This is a genomic window from Pseudomonas sp. GW821-FHT02B10 (genome assembly GCF_059421865.1).
The window spans coordinates 319,416-344,528 of the sequence record NZ_JBWKVU010000003.1 but is presented as its reverse complement, the minus strand read 5'-3'; the positions used below and the strand labels follow the sequence as shown (position 1 = coordinate 344,528).

General features: G+C 62.3%; 22 protein-coding genes. 11 read left to right on the top strand and 11 right to left on the bottom strand.

Going from position 1 to position 25,113, the window contains the following annotated elements; genetic code table 11:
• The first annotated feature begins 30 nt into the window (after window positions 1–30).
• On the top strand, window positions 31–453 hold the full coding sequence (locus AC07VU_RS08960) for a phasin family protein (RefSeq protein ID WP_007925877.1): 423 nt from the start codon (window positions 31–33) through the stop codon (window positions 451–453).
• A 10-nt stretch (window positions 454–463) separates the two neighbouring features.
• The gene (locus tag AC07VU_RS08955) at window positions 464–1,279 is read left to right on the top strand and encodes a phasin family protein (protein ID WP_274305302.1); all 816 of its coding nucleotides are present in this window, start codon (window positions 464–466) and stop codon (window positions 1,277–1,279) included.
• Window positions 1,280–1,354: 75 nt separating this feature from the next.
• Here AC07VU_RS08955 and AC07VU_RS08950 read toward each other — a convergent pair whose 3' ends face one another.
• From AC07VU_RS08950 to AC07VU_RS08905, 10 genes are all read right to left on the bottom strand, one after another.
• Window positions 1,355–1,975 carry a TetR/AcrR family transcriptional regulator gene (locus AC07VU_RS08950; RefSeq protein WP_277587693.1) on the bottom strand — a complete coding sequence of 207 codons (621 nt, stop codon included), beginning with the start codon at window positions 1,973–1,975 and terminating at the stop codon, window positions 1,355–1,357.
• 57 nt (window positions 1,976–2,032) lie between these two features.
• Complete coding sequence (gene phaC, locus AC07VU_RS08945) at window positions 2,033–3,715, bottom strand: class II poly(R)-hydroxyalkanoic acid synthase (protein ID WP_457275476.1); 1,683 nt, start codon at window positions 3,713–3,715, stop codon at window positions 2,033–2,035.
• A gap of 106 nt (window positions 3,716–3,821) precedes the next feature.
• Window positions 3,822–4,679 carry a poly(3-hydroxyalkanoate) depolymerase gene (phaZ, locus tag AC07VU_RS08940; RefSeq protein ID WP_007925872.1) on the bottom strand — a complete coding sequence of 286 codons (858 nt, stop codon included), beginning with the start codon at window positions 4,677–4,679 and terminating at the stop codon, window positions 3,822–3,824.
• Between the two features lie 96 nt (window positions 4,680–4,775).
• Window positions 4,776–6,455 carry a class II poly(R)-hydroxyalkanoic acid synthase gene (phaC, locus tag AC07VU_RS08935; RefSeq protein ID WP_087089764.1) on the bottom strand — a complete coding sequence of 560 codons (1,680 nt, stop codon included), beginning with the start codon at window positions 6,453–6,455 and terminating at the stop codon, window positions 4,776–4,778.
• Window positions 6,456–6,713: 258 nt separating this feature from the next.
• Complete coding sequence (locus AC07VU_RS08930) at window positions 6,714–7,091, bottom strand: gamma-butyrobetaine hydroxylase family protein (protein WP_007925870.1); 378 nt, start codon at window positions 7,089–7,091, stop codon at window positions 6,714–6,716.
• Window positions 7,092–7,170: 79 nt separating this feature from the next.
• Window positions 7,171–8,511 (bottom strand): ATP-dependent protease ATPase subunit HslU, encoded by a 1,341-nt coding sequence (gene hslU / locus AC07VU_RS08925; protein ID WP_007925868.1) that lies wholly within the window; start codon window positions 8,509–8,511, stop codon window positions 7,171–7,173.
• 57 nt (window positions 8,512–8,568) lie between these two features.
• Window positions 8,569–9,099 (bottom strand): ATP-dependent protease subunit HslV, encoded by a 531-nt coding sequence (gene hslV, locus AC07VU_RS08920; RefSeq protein WP_007925866.1) that lies wholly within the window; start codon window positions 9,097–9,099, stop codon window positions 8,569–8,571.
• A gap of 200 nt (window positions 9,100–9,299) precedes the next feature.
• A complete protein-coding gene (locus AC07VU_RS08915) occupies window positions 9,300–10,019 on the bottom strand; it encodes an SPOR domain-containing protein (RefSeq protein ID WP_007925864.1) in 720 nt (239 codons plus the stop codon).
• A 1-nt stretch (window position 10,020) separates the two neighbouring features.
• On the bottom strand, window positions 10,021–11,757 hold the full coding sequence (gene argS / locus AC07VU_RS08910; protein ID WP_495029748.1) for an arginine--tRNA ligase: 1,737 nt from the start codon (window positions 11,755–11,757) through the stop codon (window positions 10,021–10,023).
• Between the two features lie 191 nt (window positions 11,758–11,948).
• The gene (locus AC07VU_RS08905; protein ID WP_150048581.1) at window positions 11,949–14,168 is read right to left on the bottom strand and encodes a primosomal protein N'; all 2,220 of its coding nucleotides are present in this window, start codon (window positions 14,166–14,168) and stop codon (window positions 11,949–11,951) included.
• Window positions 14,169–14,337: 169 nt separating this feature from the next.
• On the opposite strand from AC07VU_RS08905, the gene rpmE reads away from it, so the two are divergent.
• The 3 genes from rpmE to AC07VU_RS08890 all read left to right on the top strand — a co-directional run bounded on the left by rpmE (window position 14,338) and on the right by AC07VU_RS08890 (window position 16,833).
• The gene (gene rpmE / locus AC07VU_RS08900) at window positions 14,338–14,556 is read left to right on the top strand and encodes a 50S ribosomal protein L31 (protein WP_007925855.1); all 219 of its coding nucleotides are present in this window, start codon (window positions 14,338–14,340) and stop codon (window positions 14,554–14,556) included.
• Between the two features lie 41 nt (window positions 14,557–14,597).
• A complete protein-coding gene (locus AC07VU_RS08895) occupies window positions 14,598–15,380 on the top strand; it encodes a thermonuclease family protein (RefSeq protein ID WP_274305305.1) in 783 nt (260 codons plus the stop codon).
• A 184-nt stretch (window positions 15,381–15,564) separates the two neighbouring features.
• Window positions 15,565–16,833, top strand: coding sequence for a malic enzyme-like NAD(P)-binding protein (locus tag AC07VU_RS08890; protein WP_495029747.1), 1,269 nt, complete (start codon window positions 15,565–15,567; stop codon window positions 16,831–16,833).
• A 142-nt stretch (window positions 16,834–16,975) separates the two neighbouring features.
• On the opposite strand, the gene AC07VU_RS08885 is transcribed toward AC07VU_RS08890, so the two are convergent.
• Window positions 16,976–19,411 (bottom strand): penicillin-binding protein 1A, encoded by a 2,436-nt coding sequence (locus AC07VU_RS08885; protein ID WP_172963018.1) that lies wholly within the window; start codon window positions 19,409–19,411, stop codon window positions 16,976–16,978.
• Window positions 19,412–19,627: 216 nt separating this feature from the next.
• Between AC07VU_RS08885 and AC07VU_RS08880 the strand changes: the two genes are divergently transcribed.
• Genes AC07VU_RS08880 through aroK form a run of 6 tightly spaced genes read left to right on the top strand, consistent with a single transcriptional unit; the run spans window position 19,628 to window position 24,993 of the window.
• Window positions 19,628–20,680, top strand: coding sequence for a pilus assembly protein PilM (locus AC07VU_RS08880; RefSeq protein WP_495029746.1), 1,053 nt, complete (start codon window positions 19,628–19,630; stop codon window positions 20,678–20,680).
• The gene (locus tag AC07VU_RS08875; protein WP_277587696.1) at window positions 20,680–21,246 is read left to right on the top strand and encodes a PilN domain-containing protein; all 567 of its coding nucleotides are present in this window, start codon (window positions 20,680–20,682) and stop codon (window positions 21,244–21,246) included. Before AC07VU_RS08880 ends, AC07VU_RS08875 begins: the two co-directional genes overlap by 1 nt.
• Window positions 21,243–21,860: a type IV pilus inner membrane component PilO gene (locus AC07VU_RS08870; protein WP_007925847.1), complete on the top strand. Its 618-nt coding sequence runs from the start codon at window positions 21,243–21,245 to the stop codon at window positions 21,858–21,860. The genes AC07VU_RS08875 and AC07VU_RS08870 overlap by 4 nt, the downstream gene beginning before the upstream one ends.
• Window positions 21,857–22,384, top strand: a complete 528-nt coding sequence (locus AC07VU_RS08865) for a pilus assembly protein PilP (protein WP_274305308.1) — start codon at window positions 21,857–21,859, stop codon at window positions 22,382–22,384. The genes AC07VU_RS08870 and AC07VU_RS08865 overlap by 4 nt, the downstream gene beginning before the upstream one ends.
• Window positions 22,385–22,397: 13 nt before the next feature.
• Entirely contained in the window at window positions 22,398–24,470 is a 2,073-nt protein-coding gene (locus AC07VU_RS08860) for a type IV pilus secretin PilQ (RefSeq protein ID WP_495029745.1), read from the top strand.
• 4 nt (window positions 24,471–24,474) lie between these two features.
• Window positions 24,475–24,993 carry a shikimate kinase AroK gene (gene aroK / locus AC07VU_RS08855; RefSeq protein WP_009041824.1) on the top strand — a complete coding sequence of 173 codons (519 nt, stop codon included), beginning with the start codon at window positions 24,475–24,477 and terminating at the stop codon, window positions 24,991–24,993.
• Window positions 24,994–25,113: the final 120 nt, after the last annotated feature.

The following is a 25,113-nucleotide window of genomic DNA, read 5'->3' as shown; positions in this document are numbered from 1 at the left end:
TCCTCAAACCTTCTGCGCGTGAGGTGCACTATGGCCAAAGTAATTCTGAAGAAAAAAGTTGATGCCGCATCAACCACTCTGAGTGAAGTCAAATCCTATGCCCGCAAGATCTGGCTGGCAGGCCTGGGTGCCTACACCAAGGTTGGCCAAGAGGGCAGCGAGTACTTTCAAGAACTCGTTAAGGCTGGTCAAACTGTTGAAAAGAAAGGCAAAAAAGTTGTGACTGAACAACTTGAGGCCGCCAACAGTCAGATTGATAGTGTGAAGGGGGATGTCACCAGTCTCAGAGGCAAAGTCGAAGTGCAACTGGATAAAGTCGAGAAGGCTTTTGACACGCGCGTCGCAAGTGCCTTGAATCGCATCGGCATTCCGTCTAAACATGACGTTGAGACACTCTCTGCTAAGCTCGATGAGCTGACGGCATTGCTCGAACGTGTCGCGCGTAAACATTAAGGAGAACGGGATGGCTGGTAAAAAGAATACTGAAAAAGAAGGCAGCTCGTGGATCGGGAAGGTCGAAGACTACTCCCGTAAAATCTGGCTTGCTGGTTTAGGCGTGTACTCGAAAATCGACACTGACGGCAGCAAGCTTTTCGAGTCGCTGGTCAAGGATGGCGAGAAAGCCGAGAAGCTCACCAAAAGCGCTGTCGGCAAGAAAGTCGACGCCGCCAAGGACTCCGCGAGCTCGGCAAAATCGCGCATCAGTGGCGTCAAGGACCGCGCGCTGGGCAAGTGGGACGAGCTGGAAGGTGCATTCGACAAGCGCTTGAACAGTGCCATTTCGCGTCTGGGCGTGCCTAGCCGCAATGAAGTCAAGGCGCTGCACAGCAAGGTCGACACCCTGACCAAACAGATCGAAAAACTCACAGGCGCCAAGGTGGCTCCGATCGCGGCCAAGACTGCAGCGGCCAAACCGGCGGCCAAGCCTCTGGCTAAAGCAGCGGCCAAGCCGGCAGCCAAGGCTCCGGCCAAGGCAGCAGCCAAGCCTGCGGCGAAACCGGCAGCCAAAACTGCGGCGGCCAAGCCGGCTGCAAAACCTGCCGCCAAGCCGGTAGCCGCCAAGCCAGCGGCAAAACCAGCGGCCAAGCCCGCTGCGAAACCGGCGGCGAAGAAACCAGCAGTGAAGAAACCGGCAGCACCCAAGGCCGCTGCACCGAAGCCTGCGGTTGCCGCCAAGCCGGCAGCACCGGTCAGCCCTGCGAACTCCGCAGTGGCGCCAACCCCTGCCGTCACCCCGACTGCCGCGCCAGCACCCGCGACGCCAACCAGTCAGTCCTGAGTTTTTCGGGGCATACAAAAACGCCCGGCCTGCAAAGGTCGGGCGTTTTTGTTCGTGGGGCTCTTGCGACGTCGGTCAATCGTGCTCGTCGAGGTAATGCAGGGCCATCTGCTCGGTGGCCAGTTTCGCCGGTGGCAGCAGGTGCGGCGCCACCAGCATCATGATCTGGTAGACCACCACCCGTACCTCGCCCTCGCGATCGAGAATGCGCTGATAGTCCAGCGAGAACAGCAGGGTCATGGTGATCTGTTCCACCAGTTGTCCCAGTGCCTGGGTATCGCTGACCAGTTGACCTGAAGCCTTGAGCCTGGCCAGCAGCGAGGCCAGGGTGCGCTTCAGGGCGTTGAGCAGGTTGCGAATTCCCTTGGCCAGCTTCGGCAGGCGTCCGGCCAGGTTGGACAGGTCCTGGAACAGGAAGCGGTAGTGCGCCAGGCGCTCGACGATCAGGTGCAGGAACAGCCAGTAGTCTTCGGGAGCCAGGTGCACATCGGCGGGCGGATCGAGCAGGGGCGCCAGCTCATTCTGAAAGCGCTCGAACAACCCGAGGACCAGCGGCTCCTTGCCGTGAAAGTGGTAGTAGAGGTTGCCGGGGCTGATCCCCATTTCGTTGGCAACTTCCATGGTCGAGACATTGGGTTCGCCCTTGTGATTGAACAGCTGCAGGGCGCATTCGAGTATCCGGTCGCGGGTTTTCATCCAGTCTTCTTGGTTGTTCAGTCAGGCCGCGACCCTCGGGCCGCGGCGCGGGGAAATTCAGCGGACGCGCACGTAGGTGCCAGGCGCCGCCTCCATCGGTGGGTAGTTCTGGTTGCCCAGGGTCATCAGGGTTTCGCGCTGGGCGCCGGAACGCTGCTGGATCCACTCCAGCCATTGCGTCCACCAACTGCCGTCGACGTGCTTGGCGTCGTAGTACCAGGCCCGCGGATCGCTGCTGAGCTTGCCGTTTTCGACGTAGTTGGCCTTGGGGTTGCTCGGCGGGTTGAGGATGCTCTGCACATGCCCGCTGTTGGACAGCACAAAGCGCTTGTCGCCGCCCAGCAGCAGGGTCGAGCGATACACCGCATCCCAGGGGGTGATGTGGTCGTTGATGCCGGCGACGCTGAAGCTGTCGACCGTAACCTTTTGCAGGTCGATTGGCGTGCCGCACACTTCCAGGCCCCCGGGATGACTCATCGGGTTGTGCTTGAAGAAATCCAGCAGATCGCCATGAAAGGCAGCCGGCAGCCGGGTGTTGTCGTTGTTCCAGTAGAGGATGTCGAATGCCGGCGGCTCTTTGCCCAGCAAGTAGTTGTTGACCCAGTAGTTCCAGATCAGGTCGTTGGGTCGCATCCAGGCGAACACCTTGGCCATGTCGCGACCGTCAAGCACGCCGCGTTGATAGGAGCGGCGCTTGGCTGCCTCCAGGGTCTGTTCGTCGGCGAACAGGGTCGCCGGGCTGTCCAGCTGGCTATCCAGCAGGCTGACCAGGTAGGTGGAGCTGGCGACCCGACGCAGTTGTCGCTTGGCTTGCAGGTGGCCTTGCAGGGCGGCAATGGTCAGGCCGCCGGCACAGGCACCCATCAGGTTCACGTCACGACTGCCGGTGATCGCCCGGCAGGCATTCATGGCTTCCTCCACGGCCTCGACATAGCTCGACAGGCCCCATTCACGATGCCGGACATCGGGGTTGCGCCAGCTGATGATGAAGGTCTGCAGGCCGTTTTTCAGGGCGAACTGCACGAAGCTGTTGGTGGGGCTGAGGTCGAAGATATAGAACTTGTTGATCTGTGGCGGCACTATCAGCAAGGGCCGGGCGTACTGTTTTTCGCTCATCGGCTTGTACTGGATCAGTTCCAGCAGCTCGTTGCGAAACACCACCGAACCGGGGGTGGTGGCCAGGCTCCTGCCGACCTCGAAGGCCTGTTTGGTGACCTGGCTGGGCAGGCCGTTGTTATGCAGCAGGTCGTCGACCAGATGACTGATGCCGCGGATCACGCTGTTGCCGCCGGAGTTGAAGATTTCCTTGATCGCCAGCGGATTGAGCAGGGTGTTGGACGGTGCCACCGCATCGTTGAGCAAGTTGAAGGCAAAGTGCGCGCGGGCTCGGTCGTCCGCGCTCATGCCGCTGTCGTCGATCCAGCTTTTGATTTGCTTCTGCCAACTGAGATAGGCCTGCAGGCCACGTCGGTAAAACGGGTTCAGGCTCCAGGTCGGATCGGAGAACCGGCTGTCCTGGGGGTTGGGTTTGTGCAGTGTTTCGCCCAGTAGTACACGGCCCAATTGGCCACCTAGCGCCAAGGCATGGCGGGCGCTGTGCACCGGGTTGCGCAGGCCATAAGTGGCCACGCTGCGCAGAGTCGACAACAAGTCACGGCCACGCAGGCCGGTGATGGCACTCTGGGCAGTGATGTAGGTGGCGGGCGTGGGCAGCGAGCCCGCCGTTGGTTTGTCTCGCATGCTTCAACACTCCTTCGTCAAGCCATCAACAAGCACACCAAGACAAACACCATAGTCGGTCCTGAACCATCCTGCGCGCGACGATCCTGTCGGCAGACGCTTTTTGCTACGTACCGCTGAACGGCGTCGGATGCGGGTGCATCACTGCCCGTTGTCGTTCCTCCTCGAGGAATTTCATGATGATCGGCGCCACGGCTTCGGCCCGGGTAATCAGGAACAGATGCCCGTCGTCGATGATGTGTAGCTGGGCATTGGGAATGCGCCACGCCAGCATGCGCATGTTGATCAGTGGGATCAGCGGGTCGTCGTCGCCGGCCAGCACCAGGGTCGGCTGGTGGATCTTGTGCAGCCAGTGGATGCTGGTCCAGCCGAGGCCGGCGAACAATTGCCAGTAGTAGCCCAGCTTGCCCGCCGAGCGGACCTTGCTGGCATGTTCGGCGGCGAGGTTGGGATCACGGCGGAACGAGCCGCCGTAGATCAGGGGGGCGATGCGGATCACATGGGAGGGCTGGATGTAGCGCCGCGGGCTGGCCATCATCCACAGCACCTTGGGTTTGCCCGGCACCATGAAGGCGCCTGCGGCGGTGGCGGCCAGCACCAGTTTCTTGCAGCGTTCGGGGTAGTCGTAGGCGAACTGCTGGGCCAGTGCCCCGCCCCAGGACACCCCGACCACATTGACCTGCCCGTAGTCGAGGTAATCGAGCATGCGCGCGGTCAACTTGGCCAGGCCGGGAAACCGGTAGGGGCGGCTTGGCGTCGAGGAGCCACCCACGCCCGGTACGTCGAAGGCGATGACTTCCAGGTCCGGGTCCAGAGCCTGGACGAATGGAAACACCAGCTCCAGGTTGGCGCCGATACCATTGAAGATCAGCAAGGGTGTCAAGTGAGGCTTGCCTGGGCGTACCGCGGTGCGGATGGTCTGGCCATCCAGGTCGACGGTGCGAAAGATGAACGGTTGAGGCATGCCTTGGCCCTGTTGGTGGAATCGTTGCCTGTAGGAGAGAGTCGCTTGCGCAGCCGCATGCTCGCAAGCGGCCCGATCCTACAGGCTTGCTATCGGCTAACGTTCATGAACATAAGTACCCGGCGCCGCCTCGGCCGCTGGATACGCCTTGTTGCCGAGAATGCTCGGCGTCTTTTTCAGTTTGCCCGAACGCTCCGCCTGCCAGGCCTGCCAGTGCAGCCACCAGGAGTCGGTGTGCTTGGTCGAGTTTTCCTGCCAGACGTCGGCGCTGGCCGGCATCTCTTCGCTGGTCATGTAGCGCGACTTGGGGTTGCCTGGCGGGTTGAGGATGCTCTGGATATGCCCGCTGCTGGAGAGGACGAATTCGACCTTGCCGCCGAACAGCTGGGCGGACTTGTAGCAGGACTTCCACGGGGTGATGTGGTCGTTGGTGCCGGCCAGGGAGAAGATGTCGGCGGTGACCTGCTTCAGGTCGATCGGCGTGCCGCACACTTCCAGTGCGTTGGGGCGGATTAGCGGATTGTTTTTGAACATTTCGATCAGGTCGCCGTGGAAGGCCGCGGGCAACCGGGTGGTGTCGTTGTTCCAGAACAGGATGTCGAACACCGGCGGCTCGTTGCCCAGCAGGTAGTTGTTCACCCAGTAGTTCCAGATCAAGTCGTTGGGCCGCATCCAGGCGAAGACCTTGGCCATGTCGCGGCCTTCCAGCACGCCGGCCTGATAGGAGTGACGCTTGGCGGCCTCCAGGGTCTGCTCGTCGACGAACAGCGCCACCTGGGTATCGAGGGTGGTATCGAGCACGCTGACCAGCAGGGTCAGGGCATTGACCTTCTTCTCGCCCAGGGCTGCGTAGTGCCCCAGCAGTGCGGTGCAGGTGATGCCGCCGGAGCAGGCTCCGAGCATGTTCACGTCCTTGCTGCCGGTGATGGCGGTGACCACGTCGACCGCTTCTTTCAGCGCTTCGATGTAGGTCGACAGGCCCCACTCGCGCTGCGCCTTGGTCGGGTTGCGCCAACTGACGATAAAGGTCTGCAAGCCGTTGCGCAGGCAGAAGCGCGCCAGGCTCTTGTCCGGGCTGAGGTCGAAGACATAGAACTTGTTGATCTGTGGCGGCACCACCAGCAGCGGGCGCTCGTGCACCTGTTCGGTCACCGGGCGGTACTGGATCAGTTCCAGCACGTCGTTGCGAAACACCACTGCGCCTTCACTGGTGCCCAGGTTCTTGCCGATCTCGAAGGCGTCCATGTTGACCTGGCTCGGCATGCCGCCGTTGTGCACCAGGTCCTTGGCCAGATGGGAGAGGCCATCGAGCAGGCTTTTACCGCCGGTTTCGAAGAAGCGTTTGACCGCCGCGGGGTTGGCGGCGGTGTTGGTCGGCGCCATGGCTTCGGTCATCAGGTTGATGACGAAGTGGCCGCGACTGATGTCCTGTTCGGAAAGGTTGCTCTGGCCGATCCAGTCGTGAAGCTCCTTGCGCCACGCCAGGTAGGTTTGCAGATAACGCTTGTACAGTGGGTTCTGGCTCCAGGCCGGATCGTTGAAGCGACGGTCATCGCTCTCCGGCTGCAGCGTCGATTTTCCGAACATCACGTTCTTCAATTCGACGCCGAAATGGGCCACATGTTTGGCGCTGTGCAGCGGTTGTCTGATGGCCTGGGTCAGCACCATACGAGCAGAGGTAAGCAGATCTTTCCGACGTAAACCGATGACAGGATTCAGGCCCAGAGTGTTTTCCGAGGCTTGGCGTTTCAGGTCATCGTTATTCTTGTTACTCATCTACGACGCTCCATTGTCCTGAGACGAGTACCGGACCTGCTGTGTAGTCACACAGCAAAAATGCCAGGTACTACTGCTCGGGTGACCGTTGATTCTGCATTACTGCTTTTTTGTTCAGAGAACACTGCAGGGAACTTGCCAGCTCCATTGGTTACCCGAGTTTAATTTTTTTCGCAAGCAGGCCAATCGTTAGCCATGCAGCCCAGCATTCAAACAGATGAATCTAGAAAATGCCCTCTAAAGCTTCAGAGGTCTGATCTAGAGCATCAGCTTGACGATAGACTCATTTGGATCGCGGGACTTTCCGGCTGCTTGAAGTTCGGCAAGATAATCCTTCCACAGATCGTCCTGACGCACCGCCAACTGGTACAGGTAGTCCCAGGTGAACAGGCCGCTGTCATGCCCGTCGTCGAAGGTCAATTTCAGTGCGTACTGACCGGCCGGTTCGACCTTTGTCAGGCCGACGCCGATCTTGCCAAATTGCAGGATGGGTTTGCCGTGGCCCTGGACCTCGGCGGAGGGGGAGTGCACCCGCAGGAATTCGGCGGGCAGGTGATAGACCTCGTCTGGCGCGTAGGTCAGCGTCAGGGTCTTCGAGGCTTTGTGCAGGTTGATGGCGGTGGGAAGTCTGGTCATGGGGGCAGCTTAAAGCTGCAAGCCGCAAGCTACAAGATGACGGCGGTCAACTTGCAGCTTGAAGCTTATGGCTTGCCGCTTAGAGGATGTAACGGGACAGGTCTTCGTTCTGCGCCAATTCGCCCAGGTGGCTGTTGACGTAGGCGGCGTCGATGCGGATCGGCTCTTCGTTGTGGGCGCTGGCCAGGTCGCCGGCGCTGAATGACACCTCTTCGAGCAAGCGCTCGAGCAGGGTGTGCAGGCGACGGGCACCGATGTTTTCGGTCTTCTCGTTGACCTGCCAGGCGATCTCCGCCAGGCGCTTGATACCGTCCGCCTGGAACTCGATGACCAAGCCTTCGGTTTTCAGCAACTCGCGGTATTGCTCGGTCAGGGAGGCGTGAGGCTCGCTGAGAATCCGCTCGAAGTCTTCCGGCGACAGCGCCTTGAGCTCGACGCGGATCGGCAGGCGGCCTTGCAGCTCGGGCACCAGGTCGCTTGGCTTGCTCAGGTGGAACGCGCCGGAAGCGATGAACAGGATGTGGTCGGTCTTGACCATGCCCAGCTTGGTGTTGACGGTGCAGCCCTCGATCAGCGGCAGCAGGTCGCGCTGGACGCCTTCGCGGGATACGTCGACGCCACCGGAGTTACCGCGCTTGGCAACCTTGTCGATTTCGTCGATGAACACGATGCCGTGCTGTTCGACCGCTTCCAGGGCCTTGGCCTTGAGTTCTTCATCGTTGACCAGGCGGCTGGCTTCTTCGTCGCGGATCAGCTTGAGCGCGTCCTTGATCTTGAGCTTGCGGTTCTTGCGCTGGCCCTTGCCCATGTTGGCGAAGAGGCTCTGCAGCTGGTTGGTCATCTCTTCCATGCCCGGTGGCGCGGAAATGTCGACGCCGCTGACTTCAGCCACTTCGATCTCGATTTCCTTGTCGTCCAGCTGGCCTTCGCGCAGGCGCTTGCGGAACAGCTGGCGGGTGTTGGAGTCCTGGGCCGGGGCGGCGTCCTCGTTGCTGAAACCCATGCGTGCCGGCGGCAGCAGGGCATCGAGGATGCGTTCTTCGGCGGCGTCTTCGGCGCGGTGGCGCACGCGGGTCATTTCCTGTTCGCGGAACAATTTGATCGCGGCATCGGCCAGGTCGCGGATGATCGATTCAACGTCGCGGCCGACATAACCGACTTCGGTGAACTTGGTCGCTTCGACCTTGATGAACGGAGCGTTGGCCAGCTTGGCCAGGCGCCGGGCGATCTCGGTCTTGCCGACACCGGTCGGGCCGATCATCAGGATGTTCTTCGGGGTCACTTCGACACGCAGCTCTTCAGGCAACTGCATGCGGCGCCAGCGGTTACGCAGCGCGATGGCGACGGCGCGCTTGGCATCGTCCTGGCCGATGATATGGCGGTTGAGTTCGTGGACGATTTCGCGGGGAGTCATGGGCATAGTAATTGGCGGTCCTCAAGCAAGAATGAATGCCGTGGCGCGATGGCCGAAACAGGCTTATTCCGCGAGATCCTGCTCCTCAATGGTCTGGGTGTGGTTGGTGAATACGCAGATGTCGCCGGCGATGCCCAAGGCGGTTTCGACGATTTCGCGGGCCGACAGGTCGGTTTTCTTCAGCAGGGCGCTGGCCGCGGCCTGGGCGTAGGCGCCGCCGGAGCCCATGGCGATCAGGCCGTCTTCCGGCTCGACCACGTCACCGTTGCCGGTGATGATCAAGGAGGCGTCCTTGTTGGCGACCGCGAGCATGGCTTCGAGGCGGCTGAGGGAGCGATCGGTACGCCATTCCTTGGCCAGTTCGACGGCGGCGCGTACCAGATGCCCCTGATGCTTTTCAAGCTGGCCTTCGAAGCGTTCGAACAGGGTGAAGGCGTCAGCGGTGGCCCCGGCAAAGCCGGCGATGACCTGGCCGTGATACAGGCGGCGAACTTTTTTCGCGTTGCCTTTCATCACGGTGTTGCCGAGGGAAACCTGGCCGTCGCCGCCCATGACGACTTTGCCGAAGCGGCGGACTGAAACGATGGTGGTCAAGGGGAGAGTCTCCACGCTGCGGGGCGAAAATGCCCTGATGGGAACTCATATGGGGGTGACGCGGGGTTTTTCAACTGCGCTGGGGGTTGTGGGACGAGCGGTATTTCTTGGCGGGAGAGTGGACGCCGGGGGAGGACGCCATCGCGGGCAAGTCCGCTCCTGCAGGGGATGCGGAGCGGACTTGCTCGCGATCAGCCGCTTTAGCGGCTCTGGCGCTGTTGTAACAGCAGGTTGCTGAAGCCGGCGCCGGCCAATTGCTTCTGCGCGGTGGTCAGCTGTTCGCGGTTGCTGAACGGGCCGACCAGTACGCGGTACCAGGTCTCGTCCTTGACGGTGCCGGACTCGACGGACACCGATTGCCCCAGCAGGATGATCTGCGCGCGGACCTTGTCGGCATCGGTCTGCTTGCGGAACGAACCGGCCTGCAGGAAGAACCTGGTCACAGGCGCGGCCTTCGCCACCTGCGCCACCGGTGGTGCGGGCGGCGGGGTGATGCCGGCCAGGGCGGCCTGGGCTCGCGCGGTATCGATCTTCGCCGCTTCCGCCGGGGTCACCGGCGTGGTTGGAACCACCGGTGCGGTCTGCGGTGTTGGCAGGGTTTTTTCCGGCACCGCTTCCGGCGGCACTATCACTTCCGATTCCGGCAGCAGGGTGTAGAAGTCGTACTTCGGCTTCACCGGTTGCTGTGGGCTCGGCGGGGTCTTGTTGGCCTCGGCGATCTTGGTGGTTTTCTGTTGCTCCAGCCGCTCGCGCTTGACGCTGTCACCGCCCTTGCCTGGCTCCAGCTTCATCAGGAACACGATGAAGGCGCCCACGGCCAGGCCGATGGCCATCCACAACCAACCCGGAATCGGTTGCTTCGCAGGAGCTTGGTAACGGCTGGCGCCACGCTTGGGTGCAGGTTTTTTCTTGGCAGCCAACTTACATTTGCTCCAGAACTTTCAGGCCCAGCAATTCCAGACCTTGCTTGAGGGTACGACGGGTCAGCTCGGTGAGGCGCAAGCGGCTCTGCATCTGCGTCGGCGATTCGGCACTGAGGATCGGGCAGTTCTCGTAGAAGCTGGAGAACAGCCCGGCCACGTCGTACAGGTAGGTGCACAGGATATGCGGCGTACCCTTGTCGGCCACGCCGTTCAGCACTTCGCCGAACTGCGCCAGCTTGGCCGCCAGCTCCAGCTCATGGGCGGCTTCGAGGGTGATCTGCCCCTGCACTTCGCTGAAGTCCTTGCCCAGCTTGCGGAACACACCGGCGGCGCGGGTGTAGGCGTACAGCAGGTAAGGCGCGGTGTTGCCTTCGAAGTTCAGCATCAGGTCGAAGTTGAAGCTGTAGTCGCTGGTGCGGTGCTTGGACAGGTCGGCGTATTTCACCGAGTCGATGCCCACCACCTTGGCGATGTTGCGCAGATCGGCCTCGGCCAGCTCCGGGTTCTTTTCCTTGACCAGGCTGTAGGCGCGCTCTTCGGCTTCGGTCAGCAGGTCGATCAGCTTCACGGTGCCGCCGTCGCGGGTCTTGAACGGACGGCCGTCGGCGCCGTTCATGGTGCCGAAGCCCATGTGCTCCATGTCCATCGGGTGGGTCACGAAGCCGGCCTTGCGGGCCACCGCGAACACTTGCTGGAAGTGCAGGGCCTGGCGCTGGTCGACGAAGTACAGTGCGCGGTCGGCCTTGAGCTTGCCGCTGCGGTAGCGCACGGCGGCCAGGTCGGTGGTGGCGTACAGGTAGCCGCCGTCGGCCTTGACGATGATCACCGGCAGCGGCTCGCCTTCGGCGTTCTTGAATTCGTCGAGGAACACGCACTGGGCGCCGTTGCTCTCGACCAGCATGCCCTTGGCCTTGAGGTCGTTGACCACGTTGATCAGGTCGTCGTTGTAGGCGCTTTCGCCCATCACGTCGGCCATGGTCAGTTTGACGTTCAGCAGTTCGTAGATCTTCTGGCAGTGGGACAGGGAGATGTCCTTGAACTTGGTCCACAGTTCCAGGCAGTCCGCGTCACCGGCCTGCAGCTTGACTACCAGGCCGCGGGCACGGTCGGCGAACTCTTCGGATTCGTCGAAGCGCTGCTTGGCGGCGCGGTAGAAGTTTTCCAGGTCCGACAGCTCGTCGCTAGTGATCGGGTTTTCCTGCAGGTAGGCCATCAGCATGCCGAACTGGGTACCCCAGTCGCCCACATGGTTCTGGCGGATCACGGTATCGCCGAGAAACTCCAGGACCCGCGCCACGCCGTCGCCAATGATGGTCGAGCGCAGGTGGCCGACGTGCATCTCTTTGGCCAGGTTCGGTGCCGACAGGTCGACCACGGTGCGCTGCAATGCGCCGGCCTTGCGCACGCCAAGGTGGGCGTCGGCCAAGGCGGCATCCAGGCGGGTGGCCAGGGCCTGGGTGTTCTGGAAGAAATTGATGAAGCCGGGGCCAGCGATCTCGGCCTTGCTGACCTGTTCGTCGGCGGGCAGGGCGGCGATGATCTTTTCCGCTAGGTCGCGTGGTTTCATGCTGGCCGGCTTGGCCAGCATCATGGCGATGTTGCTGGCGAAGTCGCCGTGGGTCTTGTCGCGGGAGTTTTCTACCTGGATCGCCGGCGTCAGGCCTTCTGGCAACACACCTTCGGTGACGAGTTGGGTGATGGCTTGCTGGATGAGCTGGCGAATGGTGTCTTTCATGGTCTTCTCTTTCAACCGCTGGCGCGGCGGCGCTTCGATGCGCAGGTGGAAAAACTGGGCATTATCCGTTGCGAAGACGGGCTTGCCAACTATAGCCGGCTGTGCGGTGGCTATTCGGGCCTTATCGCGGGCAAGTCGGATCGCCGCTCGCTCCTACAGAAGTGTGCTTGCCCAAGATGGCGGTTTTTCTATCAATACAGGTCCACAGGGTCAACATCCAGCGACCAGCGTACCTGGCGCCCGCTGGGCATCTGTTCCAGCACCAGCAGCCAGTGACTCAGCAGCTTGTGCAGCGGCGCCCGGGCATTGGCCTGTAACAGCAGTTGCGCGCGATAACGCCCGGCGCGGCGCTCCATGGGCGCCGGTACCGGCCCCAGCAATTCAATACCACCCAGGTTCATCTCGGCCAGCAAGCGCTCGGCCTCGCCGCAGGCTTCGTCGAGGAAGCCTTCGGCCTGTCCCGGCTTGTGCGCCTCGGCGCGCAGCAGCGCCAGATGGGCGAACGGCGGCAGGCCGGCGGCGCGACGTTCGCTCAAGGCTTGTTCGGCAAAGGCGAAGTAACCCTGCTCGGTCAGTTGTACCAGCAGCGGATGGTCGGCCAGGTGGGTCTGGATGATCACCTTGCCCGGCTCTTCGGCCCGTCCGGCCCGCCCGGCGACCTGGACGATCAGCTGCGCCATGCGTTCACTGGCGCGGAAGTCGCCGGAGAACAGGCCGCCGTCGGCATCGAGGATCGAGACCAGGGTTACCCGCGGGAAGTGGTGTCCCTTGGCGAGCATCTGGGTGCCCACGAGGATGCAGGGCTGGCCCTTCTGGATGGTGGCGAACAACTGGTTCATCGCGTCCTTGCGCGAGGTGCTGTCGCGATCGACCCGCAGCACCGGGTAGTCCGGGAACAGGATTGCCAGCCGCTCCTCGGCGCGCTCGGTGCCGGCGCCGACCGGGCGCAGGTCGACCTTGCCGCATTTCGGGCAATGCCGCGGCACGCGCTCGGAGTGACCGCAGTGGTGGCAGCGCAGTTCGCCGTAGCGCTGGTGCACGGTCATCCGCGCGTCGCAGCGTTCGCACTCGGACATCCAGCCGCAGTCGTGGCACAGCAGGGTCGGCGCGAAACCACGGCGATTGAGGAACACCAGCACCTGCTGGCCTGCCGCCAGGGTCTGGCCGATGGCTTGTTGCATGGGGCCGGAAATGCCGCTGTCCAGCGGCCGGCTCTTCACATCCAGGCGCAGGAAGCGCGGCTGCTTGGCGCCTCCGGCCCGCTCGTTCAGCCGCAGCAGGCCATAACGGCCGGTGTAGGCGTTGTGCAGGCTTTCCATCGACGGGGTGGCGGAGCCCAGCACGATAGGAATGTTTTCCTGGCGGGCGCGGACCAGGGCCAGGTCGCGGGCGTGGTAGCGCAGGCCTTCCTGCTGTTTATAGGAGCCGTCGTGTTCTTCATCGATGATGATCAGCCCGGGGTTCTTCATCGGCGTGAACAGCGCCGAGCGGGTGCCGATAATAATGTCGGCCTCGCCGTCGCGGGCCGCCAGCCAGGCATCCAGGCGCTCGCGGTCGTTGACCGCCGAGTGCAGCAGGGCGATGCGGGCGTTGAAACGTTGTTCGAAGCGCGCCAGGGTCTGCGGGCCGAGGTTGATTTCCGGGATCAGCACCAGCGCTTGCTTGCCGGCTTCCAGGGTTTCGCGGATCAGCTGCAGATAGACTTCGGTCTTGCCGCTGCCGGTGACCCCGGCCAGCAGGAAGGCGTGATAGCTGTCGAAGCCGGAGCGGATGGCCTCATAGGCGGCGCGCTGTTCGCTGTTGAGTGGCAGCTCCGGCTGGGCCAGCCAATGTTCGTGGCGTTCGCCCGGGGCGTGCCGACGGACTTCCACCTGCACCAGATCCTTGGCCAGCAACAGGTCCAGGCTGTCCTTGCTCAGCATCAGCTTGCTCAGTAACTGGTGGGCGACGCCGTGAGGGTGCTGGGCCAGGGTCGCCAGGGCTTCGCGCTGGCGTGGGGCGCGGGCGATGCGAGGGTCGTCGAGACTGGCGCCGGGGCTGACCGACCAGAAGCGTTCCTGCCGAGCCTCGGCCGGCTCGCCCTGGCGCAGCAGGACCGGCAGCGCCCAGCTCAGGGTGTCGCCGAGGCTGTGCTGGTAGTACTGCGCGGTCCACAGGCACAGCTTGAACAGCGCAGGCGGCAGCGGCGGGGTGGCGTCCAGCAGGGCCAGTGCCGGTTTGAGTTTCTCGGCCGGGACTTCGCTGCTGTCCGTGACCTCGACCAGGATGCCGATCATTTCCCGGCGACCGAACGGCACTCGCAGGCGCATGCCCGGATGCAGCTGGGTGCGCAGTACGCCGGCAGGGGCCCGGTAATCGAACAGGCGGCGCAGGGGGGAGGGCAGGGCGAGGCGCAAAATGGCGTCGGGCACGCGGGGAAATCTCATTGAACGGGCGGTGAAGAAGGCCCGGAGCCTAGCAGACGGTCGGTGCAAGGGACAGCTTGCGTGATCGCAAAGGTCTGGTAGAATCCGCGGCCTAATTACGTGCGGTATTCAACAATAGTGTTGGGTGGCGGCACGCTAGCCTGAGGAAGACACCATGAAAGCCGATATCCATCCAGAATACCCAGCAGTTGCCGTAACCTGCAGCTGCGGCAACAAGTTCGAAACTCGTTCGACCTTCGCTAAGCCGCTGGCGATCGACGTTTGCAACGAATGCCACCCGTTCTACACCGGTAAGCAGAAGACTCTGGATACCGGCGGCCGCGTTCAGAAGTTCGCCGACCGTTTCGGCGCTTTCGGCGCGAAAAAGGCCTAAGGCTGATCGGTCTGGAAAGCTGTTTCAGCTTCTCCTCGCTGATGAAAAAGGCGTCCCTTGCGGGCGCCTTTTTTGTGTCCGCGATTTGGCTCTCCAGCGCCCAGGCGTTCTGCCCGGCGCCGGTCGGGCTGGCCTCTGTGCAGGTCCAGCGGGTGGTCGATGGCGACACCTTGCGTCTCGTCGATGGCCGCAGCGTGCGCATGATTGGCCTCAATGCGCCGGAACTGGGCAAGAAAGGCCGCACCGACGAGCCCTTCGCGGCTGCCGCCCGTCAGCGCCTGCAGGCGCTGGTGAAGGCCAGCAACGGTCGGGTCGGCCTGCTTCCCGGTCGGGAAAGCAGGGATCACTATGGGCGGACCCTGGCCCATGTCTATGGTGCCGATGGCGCCAACCTTGAGGCGCAATTGCTTGCCGAAGGCCTGGGCTACCAGGTGGCGGTTGCGCCGAACGTCGATTTGTTCAGCTGCCAGCAAGCCGCCGAGCGTAGCGCCCGGCAGGCCCGGCTGGGGCTGTGGCGGCAATCCTCTGTACTGAAAGCGGATCAGATAAAGGCCTCCGGATTTGCGCTGCTCAGTGGTCGGGTGAGCAAGGTGCAACGCAATCGGGGCGGTGTCTGGATCGAATTGCAGGATTCGGTTGTATTGCGCATTGCACCCAATCTGCTTGGCCAATTCGCTGGCGTGCAGCTGGACCGCCTGCCGGGGCGGCAGATCGAGGCGCGCGGCTGGGTGCTCGACCGTTCACGCAAGGGTGGCTTGAAATCGGGTCAGGCGCGTTGGATGTTGCCGTTGACCCATCCCGGAATGTTCCAGCTGGTTCAATAAATAAAAAATTGTAGACATTTTTTATTTCGATTGTGAACAGTCCACCCCTTGTGTTCCGTGGCTCTTGGCCCAAAGTCGTAGCCTGCGGGCCTTGACAGGGGTGACTGGTCAGTCTTGTAGGGACTTTGCGACACGCGTATCCTCGGCGGTCCGTCTGTCCAACAGTAAAAAGCGGAATGCCCACATGTCTGATTTGAAAACTGCCGCTCTCGAATATCACGCCAATCCCCGTCCAGGGAAACTGAGTGTCGAGCTCACCAAGGCCACCGCTACCGCCCGCGACCTGTCGCTGGCCTACAGCCCCGGCGTAGCCGAACCAGTACGCGAAATCGCCCGCGATCCTGAGCTGGCCTACAAATACACCGGCAAGGGCAACCTGGTTGCAGTCATTTCCGATGGCACCGCGATTCTCGGCCTGGGTAACCTCGGCCCGCTGGCCTCCAAGCCGGTGATGGAAGGCAAGGGCGTGCTGTTCAAGCGCTTCGCCGGCATCGACGTATTCGACATCGAAGTCGACTCCGAAAGCCCGCAAGCCTTCATCGACACCGTCAAGCGCATCTCCATCACTTTCGGTGGCATCAACCTGGAAGACATCAAGGCGCCAGAGTGCTTCGAGATCGAGCGCGCCCTGATCGAGCAGTGCGACATTCCGGTATTCCACGATGACCAGCACGGCACCGCTATCGTGACCGCGGCCGGCATGATCAACGCCCTGGAAATCGCTGGCAAAACCCTGTCGGACGCGAAGATCGTCTGCCTGGGCGCCGGTGCCGCCGCCATCTCCTGCATGAAGCTGCTGGTGAGCATGGGCGCCCAGATCGAAAACATCTTCATGGTCGACCGTACCGGTGTGATCCACTCCGAGCGCGACGACCTGAACCAGTACAAGGCGGTCTTCGCCCACACGACCGACAAGCGCACCCTGGCTGACGCCCTCAAAGGTGCCGACGTGTTCGTTGGCCTGTCCGGCCCGAACCTGCTGAGCGCCGAAGGCCTGAGCTCCATGGCTGCCAACCCGATCGTGTTCGCCTGCTCGAACCCTGATCCGGAAATCGCCCCGGAACTGGCACACACCACCCGTAGCGACGTGATCATGGCCACCGGTCGTTCGGACTACCCGAACCAGGTCAACAACGTGCTGGGCTTCCCGTTCATCTTCCGTGGTGCCCTGGACGTTCGCGCCAAGCGCATCAACGAAGAAATGAAAGTGGCCGCGGCCAACGCCCTGCGCGAACTGGCCAAGCTGCCGGTGCCTCAGGAAGTGTGCGACGCCTACGGCGGCATCAAGCTGGAATTCGGTCGTGAGTACATCATTCCGAAGCCAATGGATGCCCGTCTGATCACCGTGATCTCCGATGCCGTGGCCAAGGCCGCTATCGAGACCGGCGTGGCGACCCTGCCGTATCCGAAGAACTACCCGCTCAAAAGCGTGGATGACGTGTTCAACGGCTAAGCCGAAGATGCGTTGAAAAAAAGCCCCGGCTCGCGAGAGTCGGGGCTTTTTTGTGGGTGTCGCTTTGGATCGGGGGGAGATCCGTGGCGGCTTTGTCACGGGTAGACCTCGTTCCAGTGGAGAGGTCTGCCCGCGAAGGCGGTCAGAACAGATCGATCGGCGCCGACTCGTCCGCCGGCAGCGGGCTGCCAGGGGCGTAGCCATTGCCTAGTTCGTTGACCGAAGGCGGCGTGTCTTCGCTCTTGAACAGTTCGAAGTAGGCGTTCGGTGTGCCCGGTGTCGCGGCGCGGCCGCTGACCGGGTCGACCCGCAGGCTGAGAATGCCTTCCGGCTCGGCCTGGGTATGGGCCGGCTTGTCTTTGAGGGCGGCGCCCATGTAGTTCATCCAGATCGGCAGGGCCACGGTGCCGCCGTACTCGCGGCGTCCCAGGCTTTCCGGCTGGTCGAAACCGGTCCAGACCGTGGTCACGTAGTCGGCGTTGTAGCCGGAGAACCAGGCATCCTTGGATTCGTTGGTGGTCCCGGTCTTGCCGGCCAGGTCGGTGCGGCCCAGGGCGAGGGCGCGCCGCCCGGTGCCGAGCTTGATCACGTCTTCCAGCATGCTGTTGAGGATGTAGGTGGTGCGGCCATCGATAATGCGTTCAGCCACCGCGGGTGCCTGTACAGGGGCCTGGCTCGGGGTTTCGCCAGGGACGTTGTCCACCGTGAAGCCCTGCTGCGCCGGTGCCGCGATCCCGCTGCTGGCCGTGTCGCCAGCCGGTACGCTCGGCGGGTTGGCGGTGAACAGGGTTTCGCCGTTGCGGCTTTCGATCTTGTCGATGATGTACGGCGTGACCTTGTAGCCGCCGTTGGCGAACACGCTCCAGCCGGTGGCGATCTCCATCGGGGTCAGGGTCGCGGTGCCCAGGGCCAGCGACAGGTTGCGCGGCAGGTCCTGTTTGTTGAAGCCGAACTTGCTGATGTAGTCGATGGTGCGGTCCACGCCCAGGCTCTGCAGGAGGCGGATCGAAACCAGGTTGCGCGACTTGTACAGCGCCTCGCGCATGCGGATCGGGCCGAGGAAGGTGTTGGTGTCGTTTTTCGGACGCCAGACCTTGTCTAGGTACTCGTCGACGAACACGATCGGCGCATCGTTCACCAGGCTGGCGGCGGTGTAGCCATTGTCCAGCGCGGCGCTATAGACGAACGGCTTGAAGCTGGAACCGGGTTGGCGCTTGGCCTGCAGCGCCCGGTTGTAGTTGCTCTGCTCGAAGGCGAAGCCGCCCACCAGCGAGCGAATGGCGCCGTTTTGCGGATCGAGGGACACCAGTGCGCCCTGAACGACCGGGATCTGGCGGAACTTGAGCGAGTTGTCTGCCTGGCGCTGCACGCGAATCAGGTCGCCGACCTGGGCGACATCGCTTGGCTGCTTGGGAGCGGCGCCCATGCTGTTGGTGTTCAGGAACGGGCGCGCCCATTTCATGCTGTCCCAACCTACGTGCTCTTCGCCGGTGCGGGTCAGTACCTGCAGGCCGTTCTTGTCGACCTGGGTGACGATCGCCGGTTCCAGGCCGCTGATGCTGCGTTGCTTGGTCAGTTCCTGGGCCCAGGCGGCGTGGGTCTTGCCGGGCAGGCGCGATTCGGGGCCGCGATAGCCATGGCGCTGGTCGTAGGTGATCAGGCCTTCATGGACGGCGGTGTTGGCCAGTTCCTGCAGGTCGCTCGGTACCGTGGTGGTGACGCGGAAACCTTCGGTATAGGCATCGCTGCCGTAACGACCGACCATCTCGGCGCGGGCCATCTCGGCGATGTACGGTGCGTTCACTTCCGGCGTCGGCACGTGATAGCTGGCGTTCAGCGGCTCGTTGATCGCCGCCGTGTAGTCCGCCTCGCTGATCTTGCCGAGCTTGTACATCCGCCCGAGGATCCAGTCGCGGCGCTCTTTACTGCGCGCCGGGTTGGCCAGCGGGTTGAAGCGCGACGGTGCCTTGGGCAGGCCGGCGATCATCGCCATCTGCGCCAGGCTGACATCGCGAATCGACTTGCCGTAATACACCTGGGCCGCGGCCTCGATGCCATAGGCGCGGTTACCCAGGTAGATCTTGTTGACGTACAGCTCGAGGATCTCGTCCTTGGTCAGTTGGCGCTCGATTTGCAGGGCCAGGAGGATCTCGGTGGTCTTGCGCGAGAAGCTGCGTTCGCTGCTCAGGAAGAAGTTCTTCGCCACCTGCATGGTGATGGTGCTGCCGCCGGACTGGATGTGCCCGCTCTTGACCAGCTGGGTCGCGGCACGCATCAGGCTGCTGGGATCGACGCCGTAGTGGTTGGCGAAATTATCGTCTTCAGCACTTAGTAACGCATTAATGAAGTTGGGGGGAATGTCGGCGAAACGGATTGGAGTGCGGCGCATTTCGCCGAATTCTGCAATCAACTTGCCGTCGCTGCTGTACACCCGCAGGGGAATCTGCAACTGGATACTTCTGAGCGCCTCTACCGACGGTAACCCAGGACTAAGATAGAGAAACGCGCCGGAGAGAGCGAGGAGCAGCCCGCAGAACACAGCGACGATGGACCACCCGAAAAACTTCAGCAGACGAATCAAGGCTTTTGGATTTCCAGAGAAAGGAATGAATTGGGCGTCAGGTATTCACAGTCAGGAATCGGCTCACGCAGCAGATAAATCGCGGAAAAATCGCTGGGCATTATAAGCATTTTTCCGCCAAGGGCGTCATTTGCCCGTCTGTCAAGGCGTGGTGATTGAACGCAATGGACATTCCAGAGTCCGTAAGTCACGGATAGTCATAGGGAATTGGTAGTGCTAGGACTCTTCAGTAAAAAGGCGAGTTCCCTTCTGGGGATCGATATCAGCTCCACCTCGGTCAAGCTTCTTGAATTGAGCCGTGTCGGTGGCCGTTTTCGGGTCGAGGCCTATGGCGTGGAGCCGTTGCCGGCCAACGCCGTGGTCGAAAAAAACATCGTCGAGCCTGAAGGGGTTGGGCATGCCCTGTCTCGCCTGCTGGCCAGGGCCCGGCCGGGTGCGAAGCACGCGGCGCTGGCGATGGCCGGCTCGGCGGTGATCAGCAAGGTCATCGAGATGGAGGCCGGGCTGTCCGACGACGATCGGGAAAGCCAGCTCAAGGTCGACGCCGACCAGTACATTCCCTATCCGCTGGACGAGGCCGCCATCGATTTCGACGTCCTCGGCTATTCGGCTCGCAATCCCGAACGCGTCGATGTGCTGTTGGCGGCCTGCCGCAAGGAGCACATCGAAGTTCGCGAGGCGGCGCTCGAGCTTGCGGGCCTGACTGCGCGGGTGGTGGACCTGGAAGTCTGCGCGCTGGAGCGGTCGTTCGCCCTGGCGGCCGGCTCGCCGGCTGCCCGGACCGTGGCGGTGGTCGATATCGGCGCCACCCTGACCACCCTGAGCGTCGTGCATGAAGGGCAGATCGTCTATTCCCGTGAGCAGTTGTTCGGCGGACACCAACTGACCGAACACATCCAGCGTCGCTACGGGCTGTCGAAAGAGGAGGCCGGTCTGGCGAAAAAACAGGGTGGCCTGCCGGACGATTACGCCAGTGAGGTGCTGCAACCTTTTCAGGAGGCGGTCGTGCAACAGGTTTCGCGCTCGTTGCAGTTTTTCCAGGCTTCTGCCCCGCAACACCAGGTCGATTCCATCCTGTTGGCGGGTGGTAGCGCCTCGGTTCCGGGGCTTGTCCCGTTGATCGAGCAGCGCCTGGGCTTGCCTGCGCTGATCGCCAACCCCTTCGTTGGCATGAGCATCGGCGCTAGGGTCGACGCCGCGGCCCTGGCCAGCGAAGCCCCGTCCTTGATGATCGCCTGCGGGCTGGCCTTGCGGAGTTTCGACTGATGGCGCGGATCAATCTTCTTCCCTGGCGCGAGGCGCGGCGCGAACAGCGGCGTCGCCACTTTTTCCTGGCCCTGGCGGCGGCTGCGGCGGTGGCCCTGGGTGTGTTGTTCGTGGGCGACAGGATCATCGACCGGGCGATCGACAGGCAACTGGCGCGCAACAATCACGTAGGCGCTCAAATCACCTTGCTTGATCAACGGATCGCCAAGATCGGCGAGCTGAAGCTGCATCGCGAGCAACTGGTGGAGCGGATGAAGATCATCCAGGACCTGCAAGGCAATCGCTCCACCAGTGCGCGGGTGTTCGACCAATTGGCCCGCACCCTGCCGGACGGGGTGTATTTCACCGATGTCAGGATGAGCGGGCAGACTCTTTCCATCACCGGGGCGGCCGAATCGAACCATCGTGTTTCGGACCTGATGCGCAACCTGGACGCCTCCGACTGGTTCGACGCGCCGAGCCTGACAGAGGTCAAGGCCGCCGGGGCGGACAACGCCGACCAGGTCAATGTGTTTCAGCTGACCGTCCATCAGACCCGGCCCGCCCTGGGCGAGGAAGGGCAATGAACCTGTCCGGCGGGTGGGCGCAGATGCGCCGGATCGATCTCGGCGAGCTGGAAATGAGCAACATGGGGGCGTGGCCGGCGCTGGTCAAAGGCGTGGTCGTGGCGCTGGTCATGTTGCTGGTACTGGCCCTCGGCTACAACCTGTACCTCAAGGACCTGTTGCTGCAACTCGACCAGCGCCGGGCGGACGAGGCCGTGCTGAAACAGCAGTTCGCCAGCAAGGCGCGCCTGGTGGCCAACCTCGGGCCTTACACCGAACAGATGAAGGCCATGGAAACCGCCTTTGACCTCATGCTGCGTCAGTTGCCCAGCGATACCGAGGTGCCGGGCCTGCTTGAAGACATCAGCCGCACCGGGCTTGGCAGCGGGCTGGAGTTCGAAGAGATCAAGCTGTTGCCGGAGGTGGTCCAACCGTTTTACGTCGAATTGCCAATCCAGATCAGGGTTACCGGCGGCTATCACGCACTGGCGACTTTCGTCAGCGGCGTGGCTGGTTTGCCGCGAATCGTCACCCTGCATGATTTCGAGATCAAACCGGTCACGCCGCAGGTCGGTTCGAACCTGCGCATGAACATTCTGGCCAGGACTTACCGCTACAAGGTGCCACGCCCATGAAGCGCGCTCACGGCTTGTTGCTGGTGCTGGCATTTGTCGGGCTGGTTGGTTGTGGCAACGATGACGACTTCAGTGATCTGGATGCCTACATGAATGAGGCGCGGTTGCAGTCGCCCGGCGAGATTGAACCAATGCCGGCATTCGGGTCTTACCCAACGTTCACCTATAACGCCGCACCCTTGCGCAGCCCGTTTCAGCCTGCGGTCAGGGTGGACCTGGCGGCACGTCGGGCAGGCTCGCCTGCGGTCAAGCCGGATCCGAACCGCAGCAAGCAGTATCTCGAGGGCTTCAGCATCGAACAGTTCGAGATGGTGGGCACTCTTTCCAATGCTTCCGGCTTCTTTGCGCTGTTGCGTGGCGCCGGTGGCGTGCATCGGCTGAAGGTCGGCGATTACCTGGGGCGTAACGACGGGCGGATTGTCGCGATCAGCGATTCACAGGTCGAGGTGGTCGAGATTGTTCCCGATGGAGCGGGAGCGTGGCTGGAGCGACCACGGACCATTCCATTAAAAGAACACTCATAGTGGAACTCGCATCATGAACAGGATCTTTTCAGCCTTCGGTATTGCGCTATGGATGGCGCTGCTTTCACCGATGGCCATGGCGGCCAGCCTCAAGGCCCTGGATGTCGCGGCACTGCCGGGGGATCGCCTGGAGTTGAAACTCACCTTCGATGGGCCGGTGCCCGAGCCGCGCGGCTATACCACCGACCAGCCGGCGCGGATCGCCCTTGATCTGCCTGGTGTTGTCAGCCAGCTGGCAGACAAGAGTCGTGACCTGGGCAATGGCAATGCGCGCAGCGTGACGGTGGTCGAATCGGGGCAGCGTACCCGGGTCGTCGTCAATCTGGTCGCGCTGGCGCCCTACAGCACTCGGGTCGCCGGCAATCAGCTGTTTGTGGTGATCGGCCAGGGGGCGACGGCGGCGCTGAGTGCGCCGGGGCAGCCGGCTGTCGCGTCCGGACGGGCCAAGGCCGTGGCTTCCGTGGGGCGGTCGATTCGCAGCGTGGATTTCCAGCGCGGCGAGCAAGGCGAAGGTAATGTGCTGATCGATCTCTCCGACTCGGGAATGAGCCCGGATATACAGGAGCGCGGCGGCAAGCTCGTCCTCACCTTCGCCAAGGCTCGCCTGCCCGAGCCCCTGCGGGTCAGGCTGGACGTCAAGGATTTCGCCACCCCCGTGCAGTTCGTCAGCGCCCGGGCGGAGTCCGGCAAGGCCATCGTCACCATCGAGCCCGGCGGCACTTTCGATTACTCGACCTACCAGACGGACAACAAACTCACGGTGAGCGTCAGGCCGATGACCTCGGGCGACCTGCAGAAACGCAACGCCGAGCGCTCGGCCTACAACGGCGAAAAGCTCTCGCTGAACTTCCAGGACATCGAGGTCCGCTCGGTGCTGCAATTGATCGCTGATTTCACCAACCTCAACCTGGTGGCCAGCGATACGGTGCAGGGCGGCATTACCTTGCGCCTGCAGAATGTGCCGTGGGACCAGGCCCTCGATCTGGTGCTCAAGACCAAGGGGCTGGACAAGCGCAAGGTGGGCAACGTGTTGCTGGTGGCGCCGGCCGATGAAATCGCTGCCCGCGAACGCCAGGAACTGGAGTCGCAGAAGCAGATCGCCGACCTGGAACCATTGCGGCGCGAACTGCTGCAGGTCAACTACGCCAAGGCCGCGGAGATCGCCAAGCTGTTCCAGTCGGTCACCCGCGCCGAAGACAAGTCCGACGAGCGCGGGTCGATCACTGTCGATGAGCGGACCAACAACATCATCGCCTACCAGACCCGGGAGCGCCTGGACGAGCTGCGGCGGATCGTCAGCCAGCTGGATATCCCGGTGCGCCAGGTGATGATCGAAGCGCGGATCGTCGAGGCCAACGTCGACTACGACAAAAGCCTGGGCGTGCGCTGGGGTGGCTCGATCCAGAACCAGGGCAACTGGAATGCCTCGGGGGTCAGCAACGGCACCAACGGTTCCTCCACCATAGGCACGCCGGGCAGCACCAGCAGCAACTCACCGTTCGTCGACCTGGGCACTACCGCCAATACCTCCGGCCTGGGTATCGCCTTTATCACCGACAATGTGTTGCTGGACCTTGAGCTGACAGCCATGGAAAAGACCGGTAACGGGGAAATCGTCTCCCAGCCCAAGGTCGTCACGTCCGACAAGGAGACGGCGAAGATCCTCAAGGGCACGGAAATCCCCTATCAGGAAGCCGCCTCCAGCGGGGCGACCTCGGTGTCGTTCAAGGAGGCCTCGCTGTCCCTGGAGGTGACGCCACAGATCACCCCGGATAACCGCATCATCATGGAGGTCAAGGTCACCAAGGACGAGCCGGACTACCTGAACAAAGTCCAGGACGTGCCGCCGATCAAGAAGAACGAGGTCAACGCCAAGGTCCTGATCAACGATGGAGAGACCATCGTCATCGGTGGAGTTTTCTCCAATACGCAAAGCAAGGTTGTAGATAAGGTGCCATTTCTCGGCGATGTGCCGTATCTTGGCCGCCTTTTCCGGCGTGACGTGGTGTCGGAGAAAAAATCCGAGCTGCTGGTATTTCTCACTCCGCGTATCATGAACAACCAGGCGATTGCTGTGAGTCGTTGATTCTGTGCGAAATTTGATTCTTGTTGGGCCAATGGGGGCTGGAAAAAGCACCATTGGTCGCTTGCTGGCCAAAGAGCTGCGCCTGCCATTCAAAGATTCCGATAAGGAAATTGAGTTGCGCACGGGTGCCAATATCCCGTGGATCTTCGATAAAGAAGGTGAGCCGGGCTTTCGTGATCGGGAACAGGCCATGATCGCCGAGCTGTGCTCCGCCGATGGCGTGGTCCTGGCGACCGGCGGCGGCGCGGTGATGCGCGAAGCCAACCGTCTGGCGCTGCATGCCGGGGGGCGTGTGGTCTATCTGCATGCTTCTGTGGAGCAGCAGGTCGGTCGCACCGCACGGGATCGCAATCGACCGCTGCTGCGCACGGCCGATCCGGCGAAGACCCTGCGGGACCTGTTGGCGATTCGCGATCCGCTTTATCGGGAAATCGCCGACCTGGTGGTTGAAACCGATGAACGGCCACCGCGCATGGTGGTGCTGGACATACTGGACCGCCTGCAGCAACTGCCTCCCCGTTAATGCGCAGCGTGAAATGCGCTATCCTCGGCGCCTTGCCATGATCGCTCGCGGTTGTGGCGCATGGCTATTGCGCGGCGTCAGAAAGCCAGGCGATGCCAGTCGTTAATGCAAGGCAGGACA

Bases quoted from the DNA above. Each gene is read 5' to 3' on its own strand.
- rpmE (WP_007925855.1), top strand. From the start codon at position 14,338: ATGAAAGCCGATATCCATCCAGAATACCCAGCAGTTGCCGTAACCTGC.
- phaZ (WP_007925872.1), bottom strand. From the start codon at position 4,679: ATGCCTCAACCGTTCATCTTTCGCACCGTCGACCTGGATGGCCAGACC.
- AC07VU_RS08890 (WP_495029747.1), top strand. From the start codon at position 15,565: ATGTCTGATTTGAAAACTGCCGCTCTCGAATATCACGCCAATCCCCGT.
- AC07VU_RS08875 (WP_277587696.1), top strand. From the start codon at position 20,680: ATGGCGCGGATCAATCTTCTTCCCTGGCGCGAGGCGCGGCGCGAACAG.
- hslU (WP_007925868.1), bottom strand. From the start codon at position 8,511: ATGCCCATGACTCCCCGCGAAATCGTCCACGAACTCAACCGCCATATC.
- AC07VU_RS08860 (WP_495029745.1), top strand. From the start codon at position 22,398: ATGAACAGGATCTTTTCAGCCTTCGGTATTGCGCTATGGATGGCGCTG.
- AC07VU_RS08955 (WP_274305302.1), top strand. From the start codon at position 464: ATGGCTGGTAAAAAGAATACTGAAAAAGAAGGCAGCTCGTGGATCGGG.
- AC07VU_RS08960 (WP_007925877.1), top strand. From the start codon at position 31: ATGGCCAAAGTAATTCTGAAGAAAAAAGTTGATGCCGCATCAACCACT.
- AC07VU_RS08930 (WP_007925870.1), bottom strand. From the start codon at position 7,091: ATGACCAGACTTCCCACCGCCATCAACCTGCACAAAGCCTCGAAGACC.
- AC07VU_RS08865 (WP_274305308.1), top strand. From the start codon at position 21,857: ATGAAGCGCGCTCACGGCTTGTTGCTGGTGCTGGCATTTGTCGGGCTG.
- phaC (WP_457275476.1), bottom strand. From the start codon at position 3,715: ATGCGAGACAAACCAACGGCGGGCTCGCTGCCCACGCCCGCCACCTAC.
- argS (WP_495029748.1), bottom strand. From the start codon at position 11,757: ATGAAAGACACCATTCGCCAGCTCATCCAGCAAGCCATCACCCAACTC.
- phaC (WP_087089764.1), bottom strand. From the start codon at position 6,455: ATGAGTAACAAGAATAACGATGACCTGAAACGCCAAGCCTCGGAAAAC.
- AC07VU_RS08895 (WP_274305305.1), top strand. From the start codon at position 14,598: ATGAAAAAGGCGTCCCTTGCGGGCGCCTTTTTTGTGTCCGCGATTTGG.
- AC07VU_RS08950 (WP_277587693.1), bottom strand. From the start codon at position 1,975: ATGAAAACCCGCGACCGGATACTCGAATGCGCCCTGCAGCTGTTCAAT.
- AC07VU_RS08870 (WP_007925847.1), top strand. From the start codon at position 21,243: ATGAACCTGTCCGGCGGGTGGGCGCAGATGCGCCGGATCGATCTCGGC.